Source organism: Curtobacterium sp. MCLR17_039 (assembly GCF_003234745.1).
Classification (GTDB): domain Bacteria; phylum Actinomycetota; class Actinomycetes; order Actinomycetales; family Microbacteriaceae; genus Curtobacterium; species Curtobacterium flaccumfaciens.
On record NZ_QKTF01000009.1, the window covers coordinates 85,004 to 107,722 of the forward strand.

Annotated in this window: 16 protein-coding genes and 1 tRNA gene; 9 read left to right on the forward strand and 8 right to left on the reverse strand. The window is 67.8% G+C overall.

The genetic code is table 11. From position 1 onward, the window contains the following. Window positions 1-123: 123 nt before the first annotated feature. Together DEJ00_RS18945 and DEJ00_RS12320 are read right to left on the reverse strand one after the other, a co-directional pair. Window positions 124-450 (reverse strand): DUF6984 family protein, encoded by a 327-nt coding sequence (locus tag DEJ00_RS18945; RefSeq protein WP_375537593.1) that lies wholly within the window; start codon window positions 448-450, stop codon window positions 124-126. Continuing rightward, the gene (locus DEJ00_RS12320; RefSeq protein WP_181440175.1) at window positions 447-6,650 is read right to left on the reverse strand and encodes an RHS repeat-associated core domain-containing protein; all 6,204 of its coding nucleotides are present in this window, start codon (window positions 6,648-6,650) and stop codon (window positions 447-449) included. The genes DEJ00_RS18945 and DEJ00_RS12320 overlap by 4 nt, the downstream gene beginning before the upstream one ends. 270 nt (window positions 6,651-6,920) lie before the next feature. On the opposite strand from DEJ00_RS12320, the gene DEJ00_RS12325 reads away from it, so the two are divergent. Then, window positions 6,921-10,280, forward strand: a complete 3,360-nt coding sequence (locus tag DEJ00_RS12325) for a hypothetical protein (protein ID WP_111057549.1) — start codon at window positions 6,921-6,923, stop codon at window positions 10,278-10,280. A gap of 233 nt (window positions 10,281-10,513) precedes the next feature. Here DEJ00_RS12325 and DEJ00_RS12330 read toward each other — a convergent pair. Further along, window positions 10,514-10,603: transfer RNA gene (locus tag DEJ00_RS12330), tRNA-Ser, on the reverse strand. A 143-nt stretch (window positions 10,604-10,746) separates the two neighbouring features. Here DEJ00_RS12330 and DEJ00_RS12335 point away from each other — a divergent pair. Further along, window positions 10,747-11,736, forward strand: a complete 990-nt coding sequence (locus DEJ00_RS12335) for an SGNH/GDSL hydrolase family protein (protein ID WP_111057550.1) — start codon at window positions 10,747-10,749, stop codon at window positions 11,734-11,736. 10 nt (window positions 11,737-11,746) lie between these two features. Further along, complete coding sequence (gene radA, locus DEJ00_RS12340) at window positions 11,747-13,108, forward strand: DNA repair protein RadA (RefSeq protein WP_027467076.1); 1,362 nt, start codon at window positions 11,747-11,749, stop codon at window positions 13,106-13,108. Between the two features lie 4 nt (window positions 13,109-13,112). On the opposite strand, the gene DEJ00_RS12345 is transcribed toward radA, so the two are convergent. Next, on the reverse strand, window positions 13,113-13,496 hold the full coding sequence (locus DEJ00_RS12345) for an SseB family protein (protein ID WP_017887661.1): 384 nt from the start codon (window positions 13,494-13,496) through the stop codon (window positions 13,113-13,115). A gap of 280 nt (window positions 13,497-13,776) precedes the next feature. Between DEJ00_RS12345 and DEJ00_RS12350 the strand changes: the two genes are divergently transcribed. Beyond that, on the forward strand, window positions 13,777-13,986 hold the full coding sequence (locus DEJ00_RS12350) for a cold-shock protein (RefSeq protein WP_017887662.1): 210 nt from the start codon (window positions 13,777-13,779) through the stop codon (window positions 13,984-13,986). A gap of 194 nt (window positions 13,987-14,180) precedes the next feature. On the opposite strand, the gene DEJ00_RS12355 is transcribed toward DEJ00_RS12350, so the two are convergent. Continuing rightward, entirely contained in the window at window positions 14,181-14,879 is a 699-nt protein-coding gene (locus tag DEJ00_RS12355; RefSeq protein WP_111057551.1) for a hypothetical protein, read from the reverse strand. 64 nt (window positions 14,880-14,943) lie between these two features. Beyond that, the gene (locus tag DEJ00_RS12360) at window positions 14,944-15,486 is read right to left on the reverse strand and encodes an amino-acid N-acetyltransferase (RefSeq protein WP_071245253.1); all 543 of its coding nucleotides are present in this window, start codon (window positions 15,484-15,486) and stop codon (window positions 14,944-14,946) included. Window positions 15,487-15,563: 77 nt separating this feature from the next. Between DEJ00_RS12360 and DEJ00_RS12365 the strand changes: the two genes are divergently transcribed. The 5 genes from DEJ00_RS12365 (at window position 15,564) to DEJ00_RS12385 (ending at window position 19,075) form a co-directional block, all read left to right on the forward strand. Next, the gene (locus tag DEJ00_RS12365; RefSeq protein ID WP_027467072.1) at window positions 15,564-16,016 is read left to right on the forward strand and encodes an SRPBCC family protein; all 453 of its coding nucleotides are present in this window, start codon (window positions 15,564-15,566) and stop codon (window positions 16,014-16,016) included. Window positions 16,017-16,208: 192 nt separating this feature from the next. Beyond that, a complete protein-coding gene (locus DEJ00_RS12370; protein ID WP_111057552.1) occupies window positions 16,209-16,652 on the forward strand; it encodes a hypothetical protein in 444 nt (147 codons plus the stop codon). Continuing rightward, window positions 16,649-17,104, forward strand: a complete 456-nt coding sequence (locus DEJ00_RS12375) for a hypothetical protein (RefSeq protein WP_111057553.1) — start codon at window positions 16,649-16,651, stop codon at window positions 17,102-17,104. Before DEJ00_RS12370 ends, DEJ00_RS12375 begins: the two co-directional genes overlap by 4 nt. A 4-nt stretch (window positions 17,105-17,108) precedes the next feature. After that, complete coding sequence (locus DEJ00_RS12380; RefSeq protein ID WP_111057554.1) at window positions 17,109-18,059, forward strand: hypothetical protein; 951 nt, start codon at window positions 17,109-17,111, stop codon at window positions 18,057-18,059. Then, window positions 18,056-19,075, forward strand: coding sequence for a hypothetical protein (locus tag DEJ00_RS12385; protein WP_111057555.1), 1,020 nt, complete (start codon window positions 18,056-18,058; stop codon window positions 19,073-19,075). The genes DEJ00_RS12380 and DEJ00_RS12385 overlap by 4 nt, the downstream gene beginning before the upstream one ends. Window positions 19,076-19,372: 297 nt before the next feature. Here DEJ00_RS12385 and DEJ00_RS12390 read toward each other — a convergent pair whose 3' ends face one another. Both DEJ00_RS12390 and DEJ00_RS12395 read right to left on the reverse strand, forming a co-directional pair. Next, window positions 19,373-21,892, reverse strand: a complete 2,520-nt coding sequence (locus tag DEJ00_RS12390; RefSeq protein ID WP_027467068.1) for an ATP-dependent Clp protease ATP-binding subunit — start codon at window positions 21,890-21,892, stop codon at window positions 19,373-19,375. 291 nt (window positions 21,893-22,183) lie between these two features. After that, on the reverse strand, window positions 22,184-22,660 hold the full coding sequence (locus DEJ00_RS12395) for a Clp protease N-terminal domain-containing protein (RefSeq protein ID WP_181440176.1): 477 nt from the start codon (window positions 22,658-22,660) through the stop codon (window positions 22,184-22,186). Between the last annotated feature and the right edge of the window lie 59 nt (window positions 22,661-22,719).

Below are 22,719 nucleotides of genomic sequence, written 5' to 3' on the forward strand. Positions count from 1 at the left end.
TCTGCGGTTGCGGTTGCGCTCGTCTTGCATTGCTGGTCGACAATCGCCTCAGCGATTCCGGAAGCCCAAAATACGACCTACCCACACTGGCCTCTAGTGAACGTCGAGGATTGAGGCAGCGACTCAGCTGAAGGAATCGCGTAGCCCGACTATTGGGGAGTCATCGGCCTTCCAGAGGTCTAGTTCCTGCATAATACCCCGCGGATCAAAGATGAGGAAAGCGGTGATCGGCACGCCGTCCCGGTCCTCGAACGTGTACATGTCCGAGTTGAATCCAACTTCATCTGACGGAGCGGGCTCCACGAAACGGAGACACTCCGATTCGTCGTATCGATCGACGAGCACAGCGGACAGGTCGGTTTCTACCGGCTTGGCCCCTCGCGGCATGTGGTCCGCTAGCAACCGTCGGATCAACTCCGACTCTGCTGCGCTGAGTGCTCTCGATGTCAACCCTCGTCTCCCTTTATGACAAGTCGCCCCACGTTGTAGGCACCGTTTCTTCCGAAGGCCGACGCTTGTACTTGCTTGCCGCCAACACGAACTTCGATCGTTTGCTGCCCCTCCTTGAAGGGTGCAGAGTTGAGCTTAGAGCGCACCGCTGATGCCACGTCCTCGCTGTCGAGACCAGCCTTGTCCGTATGCCGGAAGGCATGGAAGATCTGATTGTCGGTTTTCCCGAAGCGCACGCCGTCAGCCTCTTCGGCTGCTGCCCGGACGCCCGCCGGAATCCGGTTGGCCGTGAGTCGTTCCGCCTCCGCTGCGGCCGTTTGCTCCGCGCTCTCCGCAGCAATCGTGCTTCCGATGGCGTCGGCGTCGGCGGCGAGCCCTGCCGCTTCGAGTTCTCCGCCGCCGGCGACGGCGCAGATGCCTGCGGTAGCGACCGTGCAGGCGATGACTCCGGCTGTGAGTGCGATGTCGAGGGCAGTGAGCAAGATCACCGGCGCCCAGTGTCTGATCGCCTTCCACGTCTGCGCTTGCTTCTTGACGCTGGGGTAGTTGGCGCTCTTGCTGCCGCCGTGCCCGTATGGCTGCACCGGTGTGGCGTGATGGGCGTGTGTTGACGGTGCGGTGGTTGCGCCCTTCCACGGGAAGGGCACCGGCCCTGGCATTGGCTTGGGGCGGCTGCCCCCGTCGATCGCGCATTGGCTCGGTGGGCAGAGTCCGGTGGGGTCGGCGTTGGCGAGGGGGTTGTTACCGCTGTAGGCGTATCCGTTTACCTGTTGGGGTGAGTCAGGATTCAAGACCGGATCTGCAGAGAGGAACCGTCCGAGCGTTGCGTCGTACGCGCGTGCGCCGAGTTGGGTCAGGCCGCTGAACGAAGACGTTGCCTTGTCGAGGAAGCCGTGCGCGGAGATCCAGTTCGACGCTCCTCCCCGCTGGTTGCCGAACGGGTCGAACCAGCGTCGCGTCACGGCTCCGGTGAGCACGTCGGTTGCGAGATCGGCGTTGCCGTCGATGTCCGTGTCGATAGCGGAGACGGTGCTCGTACCGGTCGAGGTGTTTCGTTCTGCGACTGTGACACCCGCGAGCGCGTAGGTCCGGGTCGCCGTGGTCGTGGATGCACCTGCATCGACGTGGAGTTCGGTGTCGCCGAGGTAGAGCGTCGCGCCGTTCTTCGGGTCGGTTTGCAGGAGGAGGTTGCCGTCGGCGTCGTAGACGTTGCTCTGTCGCTGCGGCCCGACCGTGGCTGACAGGATCCTGCCGTGCTCGTCGTAAGCGAGGGCCGTCTCTCCGGACTGGGTCGTGTTTCCGTCGTCGTCGTACGTGAACGCGTTGGACGAGTCCTCGTCGCCGGTACTCGTCGACGTGCTCTGCACCGCGTGCGGGTGAGGGGCGCCGGCGCCCGGGTACGTGTACGAGGTCACCTGGTCGGTGCCACCAGCTGTCGCATGCTGGGTGGCGGTTTTCCGGTTCCCGGTTGCGGTGTCGTAGGTGTAGCTCGACCAGTACGGAGCCGGCCCGCCGAGAGATGTGCCTGGTGCGCTGCTGCAGGCTCCCGACGTGGGGGTCCACGCCTCGGTGAGCTCCTGCAACGCGTCGTAGTTGTAGCACTGCGTCTCGCTGCCGGCAGCCCCGGTTGTCGTCGCCGATGTGATCACGCCGGCGTCGTTCCGATTGTAGGTCCGTTTCGCTTGCACGACGGAGCTCGAGCCGGTACCGGTTCGGTCTTCGATCCCGGAGATGTTCCCGGTGACTGCGTCTCGCGTGTATGCCGAGACGTTTGCGACGGTGCCGTCACGGTTCACCTGCGCGACGCGGTTGAGCCCGTCGTAGACGACGCCGGCGTAGCTCTTCGTGCCGGAGAGGCTGCTCGGCAAGCCGAGCGCGTCGTACGTCGTCGTCACGCGTTCCGCTGCGAGACCGCCGACTGCCGGCATCGTCGTCGCTGAGGGCGAACCGTCCTGGTTGTAGGTCTGCTTGGTGCTGTAGGTGGTTCCGCCGAAGGCCGAAGCGGTCGCAGGGATCGTGGTGGTCTGCTCTGTGGGCCGTCCGGCGGTGTCGTAGCTGGTCACTGCGGTTGTGTAGGCGGCTCCGGGAGCGCCGGGCGCCGAGCCGACGTAGCTGCTCGAGGCGGTGAGCGCCCCGGTGCGAACAGTGTCGTACGTCCACGAGCTGAGGAGGGCGCCGTCCGTCCCGCCGGAGTATTCGGCGGTCTTCCGGTCGAGTACGTCGTAGACGTCACTGATGACGACCCCACGTGCGTCCTTGGAAGAGAGCACATTCCCTGCGTTGTCGTAGGTGTACGTCGTCGTCCCGGTGTCCGGGTCGGTTGCGGAAGTCTTGTTGCCGACCGGATCGAACGTCCATGTCCAGCGGTTCCCGGCGGGGTCCGTCATCGACGCCATGTCGCCCCGGCCGTCGTACGTGTACCGCGTGTCCTGATGGGTTCCGGTCGGTGACGCCGCGAGGTACTGCCTCAGCAGGGTCTTCTGCCCGAGGGAGTTCGTGAACGTCGTGTTGGGTGTTCCCCCCTGTGGCGGTGTGGTGTCGACCTCGTCGGCCCCGACGTACCGGTTCGTCGTCCGGTACTGCTCCTTGCCGTACGAGTTCGCCACGGTCGCTGTCGTTCGCCCGACGGCGTCGTATTCGAACTCCGTGCTCGACTGGATCTGCTGCTGGCTGACCGGGACGAACAACGAGGCCGATGGTTTCGTCCCGCTGGCCCAGTAGGAGTTGTTCTTCAAGCTCGTCCGGCCCTGCTCGTCGTACGCGGTGTCAGTGATGACACTTCCGCTGTTCGATGAGGGGTCCTGCGTCTGCACGACCCGACCGAGACCGTCGTAGAGGTCGTACCTCGTGATGGTGCCGCCCCAGTTGAGGGTCGTCGTGGCAACGGCGAGCGGGCCGGTCTGCGACTCGGTGTACGCATAGGCGGTGTCGGGCGCTGACGGGTAGTCGGCTTTTGCTCGACCGGGCATCCAGACTGCAGTCCGTCGCCCGAGCGGGTCGTACGTCGCACTGGTGACTCCGCCGTCGACGGCCGTTTCGGACAGGACGACACCACGTGCGGGGTCGAGTGTCTGACTTGCCTTCCAGCCCTTCGGGTTCGTCGTCGTCACCCCGGTGACGGGTCCACCGGTCGCCGGCGTGTACGCAGTCTTGGTGGTGCGGCCCAGTTCGTCTGTGCTCGAGGTCTCCCGCCCGACAGTGTCGAACGCGCTCGTCGCGGTCGTCGTCCAAACCGGGTTCGACCCGGAGTAAGAGGTGACCGTCTCAACCTTGGTGGTGTCTCCCTTCGTCGGCGTTGCGCCGACCGCAGCGGAGTCGTAGGAGGTGCGAACGTCAGAGATGGCATCACGCGGCAGAGTCGGCTCGCTGCCGCAGCCCACGTTCACGACTCGCTGCTCAGCCGGGAGGCCGATCAGCCATGCGGTGCGGTTCGCCGACGCGTACGTCGTCGTCGTGCACGTATCGGCTGCGTCTGACGCGGAGCGGGAAACCGTACTCGGGAGCCCGTCGGAGTTGTACGTCGTGTTCGTCTCCGAGGTCCGGTCGGTTCCCGCTGCCGTCGGCTCTGTCATCCGCGTGGATCCGTCGCCGACACGCCGAGCGGCGTTCACACCGTCGTTCGCCTCCACGCCGGAAGCCCACGGCGTGCTGACCGTGTCCGAGACGACTGGTCCGCCGACGCCTGCCCGGACGACTGACTCTCGGATCTGCCCGGCCAGCCAACTGACATCGGTCACGCTCGACGTCCCCGACACGTTGACGGACTTCACTCCACCATTCGTGCCGGCGCGGTCGCCATTCAAGCCGCGGTAGAACGTGTAGGCCGTCGTCTTCACCGACTTCGGATCCGACGCGTCACCGTCCCGCACCTCGACGGTGTCGTACCCGGCGAAGACCGACCAGGTGCGCCGCTTGTCGGGCATGAACGTCGCAGTGTTGTACTTCCACGCCGGCGTGCCGGTATAGACGTACGACGTCTGCTGGGGGCGATCAGTGGCCCCTCCGGTTTTCGGGTCGTCGAGAACGCTCGTCACCACGTACTTGTGGAAGAGGTCCAGCTTCGGCTCTTGCGCCGGCGTGATCGACGGTGTCCACCATTGCGGGTAGCAGCGGCGGGAGTTCGTGGCCGCCGCAGCCTCGATCGCGGAGGCTTCGGCGGCGGTGCAGTCCTGCACCGAGTAGTTGATGGACGTCACCGCGCCCGTTTCGGCGGTGATCGATGCGATGCGGAGCTTGTCGAGCGGAGCGAGTCCGTCGACGGCCCAGACGCGGTTCTGCATGCGGACGCCGCTGAACTTCACCGCCGGCTCATTGACGCCGGTGCTGCCCGTGTAGCCGGTGTGCTGGACCTGCGTCAGCCAGAGGGCGGCGGTGGTTCCGTCGCCGGGGCTCGGGAAGGAGTGCGACAGCGTCCACTTGTCGACCGTCGCGTATGCGGTTCCGGACTTCACGGCGGTGGTGACGGTGTCGAGCATGCCGTCTGTCCAGAAGGAGGGGACCGCGTTCGCCGTGCACGCAGTCGTGCAGAACTGATCCCAGGGCACGTCCGGGTAGGAGGCTGGCTTGGCCGGTTTCGTCGCCGCGGCGCTGATGGTCTCCTTCGTGCAATTCGCGTGGGTCGTGTCGCTGCAACGGCCGTATGCGTCATAGCCGAAGGTGACTCGACCGGTTGCAGCGTTGGCGGCGTACACCGAAGCGCTGGTCAGCCCGTAGTCGACGTGGTCGAGCTGCCCACCGCGGACGTAGGCGGTGGCGCCGCTACCGTTCTTGCCGTAGCTGTTCGTCTCGGCTGTGTAGTAGAACGCTTCCGCGTTGGCGTGGACGTCGACGACGTAGTCGAGGTTCCACCGCCACGCTTGGACACAGGACGACGCTGCGAATGTCGACGCATGGCACGGCTCGCCGGTGTCGTTGCCGAACACCGGAACGGTCCACGCTGAGTTCGTCGTCCCTTTCCCCGTGGACCATCCGGGGAGTTGGTTCTTGCCGAAGTAGTACTGCGTGCCGTCCGTCGTGGTGACGCGCCAGCAGTCGGTGTCGTAGGTGCCGTTCGGTGAACACCCTGCGGCGGTGCCGACCAGGTGCTCGATCCGTGATCCGTCGTCGGATTGCATCTTCCAGTCGCCGGTCGCTGAGTCGCGCACGAGCGCCGAGCTGTGACCGCCGAGGGAGAGCGTCGCGTTGTCCGTCTTCCAACACTGGTCACCGGACGTCTTGACCGCGCCGGAGGCCCCGTCGTCTTGCGAACACGAAACGTACTGACGTTCGATGAACCCGCCACCGTTCAGGTCCCAGCCGTCACCGATCGCCGACGGCTGGTTGTTCGTCGACCCGGTCTCGCCGTCGATCGACTGCGAATCGTACGACAGTCCGATCGAGGGCACCGGGCCCGCAGCCGCCGGCGGGACCGTCATCGGGTACTGCCATGAGAAGTCCCCGGTCTGCGCCGACACATCCCACGAACCGGCTTCTTTCAGCGTCGATGCCGAGAACGAACCAGTCCCCGACGTCGACACCGGAGAACTGGTCGCCGCGAGGGTCACCATGCGGCTACTGACCATCGGCGTCATCACGAGATTGTCGGCAGTCGAGGTCGTCGCGACAGGAGTCGCGGCGGTCGCCGAGTACTTGCGTGCCCCATCGAGTTGCACCCATCGGACGCGAGCGGCGTAGTCAGCTCCGAACTGTTGACGGAGGAGCGAAGTCGGCACTCGGACCGCCACAGGGGCTTTCCCGGTTCGTCCGTCATCGCGGGCAAGGGTGAGCACGACACCGCTCAGCCCCTGCTTGGAGGCTGCGGCTTGCGAGCGGACCCCGACGGTGAGGCCCTGCACAGAGGCCGAGGTCACTCGACCCGCTGAATCCACCGGGGCCACACCAATCGGTGTGTTCCCGACGGCCGTCCACTTCCCAGCGACGGTCGAAGCGCTTCCGACCGTTGCTGCACTGTCCGCTCGTCCGTTGCTCTGCCCGAGACTGCTACGAGCGGCAAGATCGACGTGCCAATTGCCCTTCTTCAGGTGCGCCGTCGGCGTGTGCACTGACTTCGATGATGCCGGTCGGACAGCACTCGACACGCTCGATGCCGCGGTGCCGGATACTGAACGACCGAGGTCGGCGACGACGGCGATGTCGCGCGATTGAACGAACACCAACGATCCGACCGCGACGGCCGCGATCGTCGCAGCGGCGATCACCATCTGTGTCCGTCGAGCAGTTGACGGACGAAGGTGCTTGCGATGCCGGCTCATTCGCCACTCCCAGCAGCAGCAGTCGTGACGTGTGACGTGCGAGCGCGCACTGGTCCCCCTGGAGTTTTGACCATGTCAAGCGTCCGAACGGACTTTCACGGCTTCGGGATCGTACCGAGAGCGAATGCATAAGAATGGACCCCCCATTCGGGGCGCATTGCAGCGAATTGCCCGGAAAATCGCGCTTCTGATGTCGAATGCTGAATGGACGCTCACCGTATGGCTTCCGCGATCGTCGCTAACGTGACGGCGGCGCGGGAGCGCTTCAGCAATGACTTAGGGGGTCTTATGCCGGTCGGGAGATCAGCGCTCATCTCAATTCTCACGTCCGTGCTCGTCCTGGGATCCGTCACCAGCATCAGCGCTGGCGCGGCAGCGGACGGTGAGGACGCGGCTGCCAAGCCGGCGTCGGTAGCCGACGTTCAGGCCGTTGACGATGCGAGCGCTGCTGAGGAGGTGGCGGAGACGTACGACCATGACGTCATCGTCTCCTCCTCGCTGACCCCGACGGTGTCGGTGGTGGCAAAGCCAGACGGCACGCTCGAGCGCACCGAGGACACAGTCCCAGTGCGGACCCAGCAGGACGGCACTTGGGTGCCCGTCGACACCTCCCTCGCGACAGACGGAACGTGGCTGACTCCTTCCGCCACCGACACGCACGTCCGGTTCTCCCGAGGTGGTTCGGACACGCTCGCGCAGGTGCAGACGGAGACGGGTGCATGGGTCTCGGAATCCTGGCCGGACGGCGGCTCCTTGCCGCCTCCGGACGTCGACGGCTCCACCGCTGTCTACCCGGACGTGGCTCCGAACGTCGACCTGCAGCTGACGGCAACTCCGTCCGGGATGTCAGAGGTCCTCGTCGTGAAGACCGCGGAAGCCGCGGCAAGTCCGGAGCTCCGAGAAGTCGAACTCCAGCTCGACGGCGCGAAGGTCACGGCCACCCAGACCGGGTCGACGGCGACAACGGCGGACGGCTCCTCCCTGTCGGCTGCTTCGCCCACCTGGTGGGACTCGTCCCATGGCGGCGATTCGGACGGACCCGGCGGCGACGGCAGCCCCCGCCCGGTGACACACACCACCACCAGCGACGGCGTCACCCTCGATGTCGCAGAGATCACCGCTCATGCCCCGAAGTACCCGCTCTACGTCGACCCCGACTGGTCTGCGGGTGACAGCGCCTTCTGGTTCGACGACGCGGCGTATCCAACACAGTCCTACCTGAACGGGCAGTACTCAGCTGGCTACCAGAGCGTCGGCTACGCGCAGCAAGACGGCTACACCTACGTCTCTCGGGCCTTTTGGCAGTTCGACACGGCCGGTCTCGCCGGCAAGCACATCGTGGACGCGCACTTCAACGCGGTCGCCACGTACAGCTGCGGCAACGCGACGGTGCAGGCATGGCGCTACGGCGTCGTCGGAGCAGGACAGAACTGGAACTGGGACCAGGGCAATCAGGGCCAGTGGCGTGACCACGTCTCGGATGCATCCATTCCAGCAGTCAGCGGCTGCGCGATGGCGGGCAAGGCAGTCGGTTGGGACGTCGCGCGAGCGGTGGACGCCGTGAACGGCGGCACCCTGCAGATCGGCTTGCGTTCCGCGACCGAAGGCAGCATCAGCCGCAAGCACTTCAACCAGCACGCTTCCCTGACCGTGTCGTACAACACGCCACCGAGCGCCCCCAGCGGTGCCGCGATCGCGTCACCGCAGCGATCCTGCGGAACATCGACGTCCAACGCGGCAGGCGTCAACAACAAAGCCCAAGACCTCGTCCTCTCTTCCAAGACGAGCGACGCCGACAACGACACGACCCACATCACCTACCAGGTCATGCGCACGACGGACGCGGACACCGCGGTCTTCTCGAAGGCCAGTTCGGACGCGCATGGGGGCGTACAAACAGCTGAGGTTCCTGCTGGCACGCTGTCGGACGGGAACTACATGTTCCGCGCCAAGACGTGGGATCGGACAGAGTGGAGTGGATGGAGCAGCTGGTGCTACTTCGCGTCCGACTCGCACGCACCGACCTCACCATCCGTCGCCGTTCCGAGCGGCTCGCACACCGTCGGGACGAACATGACAGTCACAGTGACGGCGTCCGACTCCGACGTGCGCGGCTTCTCGTACTGGGTCGCTCCGAGCGGCAGCGGGACTCTGACGCAGCCGCTCTCCGACGCGGTGGACACCTCAACCGGCTACGCCAGTTGCGCGTTCAGTGACGGCCGCGTCACCTACGTATGCGCGAACTCGTCGCACGCCGCAACGCTGACTTTCGCTCCGGTCGACACCGCGAACACGCTCTGGGTGTGGGCGATTGACCGCTCTGGCAACGTGTCCGCGCCCGGGAAGGTCGGCGGCTCCGCCAACACGGATGGAGGCGCTGCGATCATCGCCGACGCGGATCCGCGGGTTGGATCCACTTCCGGCACCACCGGCCACGTCTGGACCGGGATCAGCGACGGCTCCGTCACGGGTGCTGGTACCCCCGCCTCACCAACCGTCATAGCCGACGACCGCGCATCCGGCAGCACCGGATCGTCCGCGCCGCTGCCGTTGACGGTCGACCCGAGCGTCAACACGGCGGAACCGGACTCGTACCCGGACAAACTGAAGTACCCGTCGACGATCATGCATCTCGGCGACCTTGTGCGCATCAACCGGTTCAACGGCCTGGACGGACACCGCGCATCCATCGCCGGCGGTGCCCCGTCTGGGGCCCATTTCGAGGTCACTCTCGGTGAACTCGTCAGTTCTGAGGCCGACCAACCGGCCGGGACCAACAGAATCTGGTCCTGTCGTGGCGATTGGGGGGACCGCACCCTCATCGGCTCCTCTTGTCCGACCGGCACCGACACCAGCCAGTTGCTCGGATACGGGTGGGCGTCCGCCGATGATGTTCCCGCCGGCACGACTGCGCGACACATTTGGTCGTGCTGGACCGGGTCGGAGTACTTCGACTCGACCCAGTCAGCGTGCGAAGGCAAGACCGTGAAGAACGACCTCGGCTACTTCGCCCTCGTCGGTGCCACGCGGACGAGCGCTGCACCGATCGACACGACGAAGAGCTACACCGTGTCCGCCTTCATGCACCTCACAAGTGGAGCCTCCAGCCACTACAACACAGCGGTTTCCATCGACGGGGAAGCAACGTCAGCGTTCTACCTCCAGTACGGCGATGGGAACTTCCGATTCTGCGTCAAGCAGCAAATAGACGCTCCGAAGACTGACTGTGCCTCTCCCACTGGGACGGTTTACACGACAGCGCCCACCGACGGTGCTTGGTACTTCGTCACAGGCGTCTGGGACGCGGCGAACCAGGAAGTCCGCATCTACATGAACGCCTCTCCCGGCGGGTCACACAGCGTTGCACACAGCCTCGGCACCGGCGAAGCTGCGGTCTCGGGGGGCCTGCGTGTCGGCGGCGCTCTCTCCAGTGGTGGACCTTCAGACGTGTTCGATGGTGACATCGCTGACGTCAGCATCACGCAGGGCATCGCGACCACGGGTCAGCTTCGCCTCTTGATGAACCAGGGTACTTACGCATACGCCGACGGTGAACGAGATCAGCCAACGGGCGGATGAGGGTTGCGGTGAGAGCGATTCCTTTACCGGAAGCGAGTGTGCGACATCAGAAGTTGACGCTGTCTCCGCGGCGTTGAGGTCGGCACGTTCGTTCTTGCATCCGACGCGACGATCCGTTCGAGCAGTGGTGTGGCGCACAGCGGGGTGACCCCTCGGCGTGGAGACCAGCGCGAAACAGCTGCCGGACACGAGAAGAGCCCCCGGTCGAAACCGGGGGCTCTTCGTCGTGTTGTTGGCGGTACCGGTGGGATTTGAACCCACGGTGGAGTTGCCCCCACACATGTTTTCGAGACATGATCCTTCGGCCGCTCGGACACGGTACCGGGAAAGAGTTTACACGATCCGGGAGGCCCGTGATGACACCCCGGGTCGGCTCCCCCTCCACAGGCGGTCCCCTGCAGGGCTCTCCCCACACCCACAGGTCCTCCTCGTCTCCGGCAAGACCGGCGGGCGTACCGTCCACGGCATGAGATCCCGCACGCTCATCGCACTCCTCACCTCCGTCGTCGGCAGCCTCGGCGTCGTCGGTGCCGCAGCCGTCGGCGCCCGCGCCGGCGTGAAGGGCCAACGGGCAGCGGCGCAACGGGTCGTCGACATGCTCCCGATCCACGCCGACTGGTGGCGGGAACGACAGCAGCACGAGGGGCAGCTGCTCTACGTGGCGATCGGTGACTCGGCAGCGCAGGGCGTCGGTGCGACCGCACCCGGGCGTGGCTACGTGGGGCTGCTCGCACGGCGCATCCGGCACCGTTCCCACATGTCGGTGCGCGTGGTGAACCTCAGCGTCTCCGGCTCGACCACGTGGGGCGCGAAGCGTGATCAGCTGCCGAAGCTCCGGCACTACGCGCCCGACGTCTGCACGGTGTCGATCGGGGCGAACGACATCGCCGACTTCGATCCGGACAAGTTCGAGCGGAACATCCGGGCGATCTACGGCGCGGTGCCGTCGCACGCCGTGGTGGCCGAGCTGCCGTGCATGTTCGTGCCGGACCGGGAGCGCAAGGTGGCGGTGGCGAACGAGATCGTGCACCGGGTGGCCGACGAGTTCGGGCTGACGGTGGCGCCGCTGCACACGATCACGAAGCGCGTCGGGGTCCGCCGCACCTTCTTCAACAGCTACGGCGACCTGTTCCACCCGAACGACCGCGGCTACGAGGTCTGGGCGAGCGCGTTCGAGCCGGCGGTCGACGCCCGGGTCGACACCGTGGCGGCGATCCGGCACTACCTGTCCGTGCGTGAGGCCGAGAACCTCGGTCGCGAAGCCGGGGCGGTGGCGAACGCCCGCGCCGAGCAGGACACCGACGGTGCCGAGGCACTCGACCACGCCTCGCGCCAGGGTCCGGGGCCGGTCGAGCGCCTGCGCCACCGGATGACCGGTTCGATCGCAGTGCCCGAAGAACGGGACCAGTCGGACGAGCCGGGCGACCACGCCGGTGATGTCGGCCGTACGGCCTAGCCTCGACGACATGGCGCGCCCGCAGTCCCTCTACCGTTGCACCGAGTGCGGCTGGACCAGCATCAAGTGGGTCGGCCGGTGCGGTGAGTGCCAGACCTGGGGCACCGTCGAAGACAGCTCTGCGGCGTCGGCGAGCACCCGGGGTACCTCGGCTGTTGCCGTCACCGGCGCCCGGGCCGCGCGACCGATCACCGAAGCCCGCGGCACCTCCGTGCAGCGCTGGCAGACCGGCATCGGCGAGTTCGACCGCGTCCTCGGCGGCGGCGTGGTGCCGGGCGCCGCGGTCCTGCTGAGCGGCGAGCCGGGTGTCGGCAAGTCGACCCTCCTGCTCGAGGTCGCTTCGCGAGCCGCAGCCTCGGGCAAGCGCGTCCTCTACGTCAGCGCCGAAGAGTCCGTCGACCAGGTCCGACTCCGTGCCGAACGCACCGGGGCGATGCACGACGACCTGTACCTGGCGAGCGAGGTCGACCTCGGCGTCATCATCGGCCAGATCGACCAGGTCCAGCCCGACCTGCTCATCGCCGACTCCGTGCAGACCATCTCGTCGAGCTCGATCGACGGCATCGCGGGCGGCACGTCCCAGGTGCGCGAGGTCGCCTCGACCCTGATCCGCATCGCGAAGGACCGCGCCCTGCCCGTCCTCATCGTCGGGCACGTCACGAAGGACGGCACGATCGCCGGCCCGCGGCTCCTGGAGCACCTGGTCGACGTCGTCTGCCACTTCGAGGGCGACCGGCAGACCGCGCTGCGCTTCGTCCGGGCGCTCAAGAACCGCTTCGGCCCCACCGACGAGGTCGGGTGCTTCGACATGGGTGGCGACGGCATCCACGAGGTCCCGGACCCGAGCGGCCTCTTCATGTCGAAGAACGCCACCCCGGTGTCCGGCACGTGCGTCACCGTCGCACTCGAGGGGCGCCGAGCGCTGCCGGTCGAGGTGCAGGCCCTCATCGTCCCGAGCTCGGCGCCGCAGCCACGCCGGGTCGTGAACGGTGTCGACGCGTCACGCGTGGCGATGCTGCTCGCGGTGCTCGAACGCCGCGCCGGCCTCAAGCTGTCCGACGCCGACGTCTACGTGTCCACGGTGGGCGGCATGAAGCTCACGGAGCCCGGCGCCGACCTGGCGATCGCACTGGCCCTCGCGAGCGCCGCACGTGACCGTCCGTACCCGCACACGCTCGCGGCCGTCGGCGAGATCAGCCTCGCCGGCGAGATCCGTCCGGCCACGGGCACGAAGCAGCGCGTGAACGAGGCCACCCGCCTCGGGTTCACGACGGTGCTCGGCTCGGACTCCGGGCACCTGCGCGAAGCCCTGCGTGTGGCGTTCTCGATGACGCAGTCGCCGCGCGAACGCGAGCTCGACCGCGCGTTCTGAGGCGCTACGCGCGCAAAGCGGCCAGCAGGTCCGCCGGCGCGGCCTGCATGGTGTGCGGGCCGGCGATGTCGAAGAACACGCCCTCGAGCATGTCGAGGTGGGCGGCCAGGAACTCCTCGAGCCGCGGCCCGTCGTAGACCATGACCTGCCGGATCTTCTCGTCCGGCACCATCGCCGTGTAGGCGTCCGCCGACGAGAACAGCAGCAGGATGCGCTTGTCCGACCCCTCACGGCCGAACACCCGCACCTGCATGTCCTTCTTGCCGGTGACGAGTCGGGGGACGATCACGATGTCGTGGCGGAGCGCGAACGCCACAGCAGCGACGTCCTGCTTCGCGAGGGCTTCCTCGAGCTGTTCGCTCCGGAAGCGCTGTTCCTTGTCTGCCATCAGCTCAATTCCACCAGATTTTCGTCGTTCCGTGACGCACGGGTAGCCAGTCGGCCCAGAGCACGCTAGCCTGATGGGACCGCTTCGGCGGCGCTCAACGTCCGGGCGAGGTGGTTTGCCCCTCAACCCGGGCCCCAGGGTCACTGGCCGACAGGCCTGACCCCGAACCCGTCCCGCCGGCACCTGCCCGCGTGGCGCATTACCCCCGTCGACGTACGTCGGGGTCTCCGTCGGTGCATCTGCACCTTGGCGGAAGCAAGAAAGCTAAGGAAACGCCATCATGGCATCTACCGGTACCGTCAAGTGGTTCAACAACGAAAAGGGCTTCGGCTTCATCGCCCCGGACGACGGCAGCGCTGACGTCTTCGCGCACTTCTCTGCGATTGCTGGCAACGGCTACAAGTCGCTCGAGGAGAACCAGAAGGTGGAGTTCGACATCACCGAGGGCCGCAAGGGCCCGCAGGCGGAGAACATCACCGTCCTCGGCTGATCACATCAGCTTGAACAGGCCCCGTCGTCTTCGGACGACGGGGCCTGTTGCTGTTCCTGGCGCGCTGCTCGGCATCTCGCACAACCAAAGCCACGCCGAACCACGCGAGCGCCTGGCGCGAATGCACTTCGGTTGTGCGGAACGGATCGGAACCGCGTACCGCGTACCGCGAACCGCGAACCCGCCGCCGCCGCCTACTGCAGGATGAACTGCACCGAGCTCTTCGACTCGAGATTCCCGACGGCGACCTGCAGGTGGTAGCTCGCCCCTCCCGCGGTGACCGCCGGCCGTGACGAGTCACACGTCGACGTGGACGAGCGGGTCCGGTCCCAGGCGATCGCCGGGGTCGTGAGCGTCTGACCGGACTTGATCGTGACGTCCTGGTTCGTGCCGCCGGTCTGGCAGTCCTTCGACGACCAGTACTGCTCCTGGCCGGAGCTGATCGTCAGCACCTGCTGCGCCGATCCGAGGTCCAGGTGGCAGGAGTTCGTGCCGGAGTTCTTGATCGACATCGCGATCTTCGGGTCCTCGGTGGGGCCGTAGGCCGACTTGTCGAGCACGGGGGTCAGGACGATCTGGTCCTTCGTGCAGGTCGAGCCGTCGGCGGCAGCGGGCTTCGACGCAGAAGCCGAGGCGGAAGCCGACGGCTTCGGCGCAGCGGACCGCGAGGACCCGGAACCGGCCGTGGACCCGTCGGACGATGCACCGGCAGCGGACCCTGCACCAGCAGAGGCCGACGCACTCGGCGCCGCCGACGTGGCCCCGCTCCCCCGCCCGACGACGATGAGCACGACCACCAGGACGACGACCAGCAGCGCCCCGAGCACGAGCGCCCGGCGGCGCCAGTAGACGACCGGCTTCTCGGGCCCGACGGGGTGACGCAACGACGACATGCGCACAGGGTAGACAACGGCGCGTGCTGCACCCGGCCACCCCGCCGGGCGGCACGGGAAAGCGTCAGAGGTTCTTCAGCATGCGGGTGTTGCCGAGGGTGTTCGGCTTGACCCGTGCGAGGTCGAGGAACTCGGCGACCCCTTCGTCCGACGAGCGGACCAGTTCGGCGTAGACGTCCGGTGAGACGACGCTCTCGCCGATCTCCAGGTACCCGTGCTTCGCGAAGAAGTCGACCTCGAAGGTCAGGCAGAAGATCCGGGCGACGCCGAGTTCGCGGGCGTCGTGCTCGAGGGCCTCGAGCATCCGGTGCCCGACGCGCTTGTGGATCCACTGCTCGTCGAGGGCGAGGGTGCGCACCTCGGCGATGTCGTCCCAGAAGACGGCGAGCGCGCCGCACCCGATGGGGGTGCCGTCGGGCCCTTCGGCGATCCGGAACTGCTGGATCGAGCCGTACAGGGCGACGTTCTCCTTGCCGAGCAGGATGCGCCGGTCGACGTAGGGGGCGATGAGCCGCTGGATGTGCGGGACGTCCGAGGCGAGCGCCGGACGCACGAGGATCCCGTGGTCGTCGCGCTCGTGGAACGCGTGCTTGCCGTGCTCTGTCATCCGCCTCACACTACCGGGGTCGCAGGGGGACAGCCCTGCTGAGTGCCGCCCAGGTCGATCGGCCTACCGTCCGGTGCATGCCTCAGATCATCGAAACCGTCGACGTCAACGTCCCCGTCCGCCAGGCCTACGACCAGTGGACCCGTTTCGAGGAGTTCCCGCACTTCCTCGACGAGGTCGAGAAGATCGTCCAGGTGGACGACAAGACCACCGACTGGACCGTGAAGATCGCCGGCCAGGAGCGCGAGTTCCGGGCCCTCATCACGGAGCAGCACCCCGACGAGCGTGTCGCCTGGACCGTGAAGGACGGCGAGACCGACCACGCCGGTGTCGTCACCTTCCACAAGCTCTCCGACGCCGAGACCCGCGTCACCGTGCAGATCGACTGGGAGCCCTCCGGCATCCTCGAGAAGCTCGGCTCCGCCGTGGGCGTCGGTGGCCACGCCGTCAAGAAGGACCTGCAGAACTACAAGGAACGCGTCGAGAACGCACCGACCCAGCCGGGCTGGCGCGGCGACGTGCAGGCGTAGTCCGCACCACACGACGGACGGGAGGCGCGGTGCCAGCTGGCACCGCGCCTCCCGTTCGTTCGTCCCCCGTTCGGCATCCCCCCATCGAAATGCCGACCTGACGAGCGAGCGCGAGCCTGGCAGAGTGGTGACACCGGCCGATGCGCTGGATCAGTTTTATCATGTCTGAGACAGATGTGAGAGTGGGGACACGTGATCGAGTACAACGACGACGACGCACACCGTCGGGAACTGTCGCGCAAACTGCAGCTCCTGATGGACGTCGTCGAGGCCAACTCGGGCCAGCGACCCCCGTACAAGGAGATCGCCGCCGAGATCGAGGCGCAGGGTGCGTCGATGAGTCGACCGCGCTGGGGCTACATGCTCGGCGGCAACGGTCCGGCCGTCCGCGACCAGCGACTCCTGGCGGCCCTGGCGACCTACTTCGGCGTCCCGGCGGAGTACCTGACCGACGCGGCCGGCAACACGGACGTGCCGGAGCGGGTGCAGGCGCAGCTGGAGCTCGTGCTCGAACTCCGCAAGCGCGAGGTCGTGGCGTTCGCGACCCGGCGTCTGGGCGAGTTCGCCTCGGCGGACGAGATCCGCGACTTCACCGACCACCTGCGTCGCCTGGACGAGTCGGGCGGCGCCCCGTGAGCGGCTACCGCGACCGCTTCGACGCCCTGCGTCGGCAGACCGAGGCCCGTCGCCGCGTGCAGCGCCTCGGGCTCCCCCGTCGGCTGTCCCTGCCGGAGCTGACCGCCCGCGCCGAGGCGGCGCTCGGCAAGCCGATCCACGTGCGCACCACGGAGCTGCCGGGCGACCTGTCCGCGCGGCTGATCCAGCGCGCCGACCACGCCCTGCTCGAGACCCGCCCCGGGCTGTCCGAGCGCTCCCGGGTGGCGTGCGTGCTGCACGAGCTCGCCCACGTGTTCATGGACGACACCGGCTGCGACCACCAGGCGTACACGGGGCTGCTCAGCGGCCGGACGGCGTTCACCCGCTCGCTCGACACCCCGCACGAGCAGGCCGTCGAACTCGTCGCCGACCAGCTCGCGCTGCGGATCGGGCTGCTCGACCCCGAGGGCCAGCCCGGGATCTTCCGGTGACGCGGTGACGCTGCACGTCTGGGGGTCGATCCCGGTCTGGCTCATCCTGGCGGTGCTGGTCGCCCGGCTGCTCCTGGTGCGCACCCAGTCGGCCAGCGTCACCTGGCTGATGGTCTGCTGCAGCTGCGTCGCCGTCGGACTCACGATCAACCAGCCCGACGTCACGACGTTCCTCGCCGGTGTGACGCACGTGCCCAACATCGCCGACCTGATCGGCCGCTGTCTGATGGTGTGCGGCATGTTCGCCCTCGCGCAGTCGGTCGAGGCCGCGGCACGATCCGCCAAGCTCCTGCGCGCCAGCCGCATCATCGGCTGCGTGCTCGTGCTCGTCGCCCTGGTCGTGCTGTTCAGCCTCATCGACGCACCGACCCCGACGGCGCAGTTCATGGTGGCCTACGGTGACCAGCTGCCGACCGCGCTGTACTCGGCGGTGGAGATGACCTACATCGCCATCGTGATCGCCCGGTCGGCCGTCGCCGTGCTGCGCGGGTTCCGGAGCGGTGACGGGCTCGGCCGCCTGTACCGGCTCTTCGTCGTCGGTGCCGCCGGCCTCGTGCTGCTCGCCGGCATCGCGATCGCCCTCGACGCCGTGCACGTCGCCGGCGCGGACGGTGCGGTCGGGGTCCTGTCGAAGCTCTACACCCCGGTGTTCCTCGGCTCGATGGTCCTGCTCGCGATCGGCGCGGCCGGCGGCGTCCTGCCCGATGCCGCACGGGAGTTCCGCGACTGGCGGGCCGCCCGACGCCGGTTCCGCGTGCTCGAACCGGAGCTCCGGCGACTCGAGACGGCATCGGGCAACACCGGGCTCTACTTCACGATCGTGTGGCAGCGTCGCCAGTGGCGGAGTCGGCAGCACCGACTGTCCGTCGAGATCGAAGACCGCGCGCGCGAGGCCGGGCAGGACGTTCCGGCCGCTGCGACGCTCACCACGGCACGACTCAGGGAGATCACATGACCGGCGCACGTATCACGGCACTCGGCACCGCGGCAGGAGCGGTCGGCACGCTCGGACTCGGCGCCTTCGTCGCACGACGGCTGCTGTTCCCGACGCCGTACACGGCGACCGCCACGGTCCGCAGCGCCACCGACACCGAGGTCGAGCTGACCGCCACCCGCGACACCCGCCTGCCGGGCACCTACGACCTGCAGCGCGACGACACCCGGGTGCAGGTCGGCGCGATCACCACCGCGAGCACGGAGACCGGGGCCGGCAGCGACGGTGACACCGTGCGCCGCAGCTTCACCGCCCCCGTGGCGACCGGTGAGTGGGCCTGGGACGCCCTGCGGTACGACGGACCGGACGACGTGCCCGGCACCGAGCCCGAGGCCGCCACGACCCACGTGGTCCACGTGCACGGGCAGTCCCTCGGCCCGCGCCAGGTCCTGCGCGGTGTCGGGGTCTGGCGTGCGCTCGGCGCCTCGTCCGAGGTCGTCGACACCACCGACCTCCCGCTCCGCTCCCTCGACGCCGGTGCAGCGGACCGCATCGTCGCCGCCGTCCGCGCCGCCCGAGCCCGTGGTGCACAGCGCGTCGTGCTGCAGGGCTGGTCCGCCGGCGCGCTCGCCTGCTCCGTCGCCGCCGCACGCGTCGACGTCGACGGAATCGTGGCCGTCTCACCCCTGCTCGACGTCACCTCGGCACTCCGCGGGGCCGTCCGTGGCGCGCACCTGCCCGCGTTCGTCGGCACGGTCGCCGCCCGCATCGCGACCACGAACGTGCTGTCACGGCTCGCCGGGGCCCCGACCCCCGTGACGACGACCACGTGGCAGGACTCGTCGACGCCGACGCTGCTGATCCATTCCGAGGCCGACGCCCTGGTCGCGGCCGACGACGTCGCCGACGCCGCGCGGCAGGGCGCCACCACGGTCACGTTCCGCACGGCACCGCACACGCTCGAGTGGAACGAGGACCCGGAGCGCTGGGAGCGCGCCGTCCGCGACTTCGCCGCACAGCTGCCTGACGCCGCCTGACGCCGCGGGCACCCGCCCGCACCGCCGACCGGCACCACCCCCGGACGTGCAACGGCCCCGGTCTGCGAACAGACCGGGGCCGGCTGCGTCTCGATCCGTTGGGGGGAACCGATCGAGCGCGACGCGCGAGGAGTTGGGGGGAACGTCTCGCGCGTTGTCATCACAGTACCCCCGGACGGGGGTCCGTGGCCGGAAGGACGCGCAGATCGGCGATGCGGGATCTGAACGCGACCCGAGAACGGACAGGAGGCCCGGTGCCAGCTGGCACCGAGCCTCCTGTCCGTGGGGTGTCAGGTCCTAGGACTCGATCTCGCCCTGGGGCGTGTCGGTCGCGGCCTCGACCGCGGCTGCACCGGCGAGGACCTCTTCGCGGCCCGGCTGACGCCCGGTCTCGAAGTGGAACGCACCGTCGACGAAGTCGACCTTCACGTGGTCACCGGCGTTGAGCTCACCCTGCAGGATGTGCTCGGACAGCTGGTCCTCGACCTCGTGCTGCATCGCGCGACGCAGGGGCCGTGCACCAAGGGACGGGTCGAACCCGACCTTGATGAGCTGCTCCTTGGCCGGCAGCGTGAGCTCGACGGTCATGTCGCGGTCGAGCAGGCGGTCGGCCAGACGCTTCACGAACAGGTCCACGATCTGCAGCAGCTCGGGCTGCGACAGCTGCGGGAACACGATCGTGTCGTCGACACGGTTCAGGAACTCGGGCTTGAAGTGCTTCTTGAGCTCCTCGTTGACCTTGCCGCGCATGCGGTCGTAGCCGACGGCCGAGTCACCCTCGACCTGGAAGCCCACCGGGCCACCGGCGATGCCCTGCGAACCGAGGTTCGTGGTCATGATGATGACGGTGTTCTTGAAGTCGACCACGCGGCCCTGACCGTCGGTGAGACGGCCTTCCTCGAGCACCTGCAGCAGCGAGTTGAAGATGTCCGGGTGGGCCTTCTCGATCTCGTCGAACAGGACCACGGAGAACGGCTTGCGGCGCACCTTCTCGGTGAGTTGGCCGCCCTCCTCGAACCCGACGAACCCGGGAGGGGCACCGAACAGGCGGGACACGGTGTGCTTCTCACCGAACTCCGACATGTCGAGGGAGATCAGCGCACCCTCGTCGTCGAACAGGAACTCGGCGAGGGCCTTGGCGAGCTCGGTCTTCCCGACGCCCGTGGGGCCGGCGAAGATGAACGAGCCGGAGGGACGGTTCGGGTCCTTCAGGCCGGCACGGGTACGGCGGATGGTCTTGGACAGGGCCGAGATGGCTTCTTCCTGACCGATGACGCGCTCGTGCAGTGCCTTCTCCATGAAGACGAGACGCGAGGTCTCCTCTTCGGTGAGCTTGAACACCGGGATGCCCGTGGCCTGGGCCAGGACCTCGGCGATGATGCCCTCGTCGACGGTGCCGGACGCGGCGACGTCACCCGCACGCCACTGCTTCTCGAGGCGGAGACGCTCGCCGAGGAGCTTCTTCTCCTCGTCGCGCAGGCTCGCGGCCTTCTCGAAGTCCTGCTCCTCGATGGCGGCTTCCTTCGACCCACGGACCGTCGAGATCTTCTCGTCGAACTCGCGGAGCTCCGGCGGCGCCGACAGGATCGACAGACGCAGTCGAGCGCCGGCCTCATCGATCAGGTCGATGGCCTTGTCCGGCAGGAAGCGGTCCTGCACGTAGCGGTCCGCCAGGTTCGCCGCGGCGACGATCGCACCGTCGGTGATGGACACCTTGTGGAACGCCTCGTACTTGTCGCGCAGACCCTTGAGGATGTTGATCGCGTGGGGCAGCGACGGCTCGTTGACCTGCACCGGCTGGAAGCGACGCTCGAGTGCGGCGTCCTTCTCGAAGTGCTTGCGGTACTCGTCGAGCGTGGTGGCACCGATGGTCTGGAGCTCACCTCGGGCGAGGAGCGGCTTGAGGATCGAGGCCGCGTCGATCGCACCCTCGGCTGCACCGGCACCGACGAGCGTGTGGATCTCGTCGATGAAGACGATGATGTCGCCGCGGGTGCGGATCTCCTTCGTGACCTTCTTCAGGCGCTCCTCGAAGTCACCGCGGTAGCGGGACCCGGCGATGAGCGACCCGAGGTCGAGCGAGTAGAGCTGCTTGTCCTTCAGCGTCTCGGGCACGTCGCCCTTGACGATCGCCTGGGCGAGGCCCTCGACCACGGCGGTCTTGCCGACGCCGGGCTCACCGATCAGGACGGGGTTGTTCTTGGAGCGGCGGGAGAGGATCTGCATGACCCGCTCCATCTCCTTCTCGCGCCCGATGACGGGGTCGAGCTTGCCGTCACGCGCGGCCTGGGTGAGGTTCCGACCGAACTGGTCGAGGACCTGCGAACCCTGCTGCGCGTTCTGCTGCTGCTCGCCGCCGACGGCGACCGCTTCCTTGCCCTGGTAGCCGGACAGGAGCTGGATGACCTGCTGGCGCACCCGGTTCAGGTCGGCGCCGAGCTTCACGAGGACCTGGGCTGCGACACCCTCGCCCTCGCGGATCAGGCCGAGCAGGATGTGCTCCGTGCCGATGTAGTTGTGGCCGAGCTGCAGCGCCTCGCGCAGGGACAGCTCGAGCACCTTCTTGGCGCGCGGCGTGAACGGGATGTGCCCGGTCGGCTGCTGCTGGCCCTGCCCGATGATGTCCTGGACCTGCTCGCGCACGGCGTCGAGCGAGATGCCCAGCGACTCCAGCGCCTTGGCGGCGACGCCCTCGCCCTCATGGATGAGGCCGAGGAGGATGTGCTCGGTGCCGATGTAGTTGTGGTTGAGCATCTTCGCTTCTTCTTGAGCGAGGACGACAACACGACGGGCCCGGTCGGTGAATCTCTCGAACATGTGCTCTCCCTTGGCCCCTGATGAGCGGAGCCGACGCTGTGCCGGTCTCGTGTGAGTCCGGCCAAGTACTTCGAGAGTAACCAGCGCTCCCCCCGGGGGCTGCCCCTGTTCGCCGTGGGCGTGACCAGGGTGCGTCTTGTGCGCAGTGAGCGAACGACGAGACGGACGAGACGGACTGGGCCCCGCCGCCGGTACCGGACCGACGCGCCAGCGGCGGTTCGGCCGTGCCGGTGGGAGAGGCCCGTGGCGGGATCGCCACGGGCCTCCGGTCCGCTTGTCGGTTGCGCTGGGTCAGGAGCGCCGCACCGCACGACGCAGGTCGCGTCGGAAGCGGCGCGCGTCGACGCCGAGGGCGTCGAGGACGTCGTGCCCGGATCCGGCGAGCGGATCGTCGACCGAGTCGAGCACGGCGAGGACGACGTGCGGCGGTCGGATGCGCTCCGAACGCCCGGCGATCGTCGCGGCGCGGGCGAGCACGCGCATCGCAGCGGGCGTGCACGCGACACGGTCGTGTTCGCCGGGGCAGGTGCTGTGTGCGCCGACGAAGGCGCGGATGCCGGAGCGGACGGCTTCGGGGGTGATCCGGTGGGCGTCGAGGACGGGCCGGAAGCGGGGCATGCCGGCGCAGAGCGTGACGGCTGCCAGCAGCAGGTGTTCGGCGTCGACGAAGCCGAAGCCGGACTCGTGGGATTCGAGGTCGGCGAGCAGCACGATCTCGCGGCCGTGCCGGACGGAAGGGAGGGCGACGGAGAGTTGAGCGGTCTGCATGTATTCGGAATATCGCATACCTCTGCGAACGACCAGCCCGCATCGGAGGTCCGCTCGGT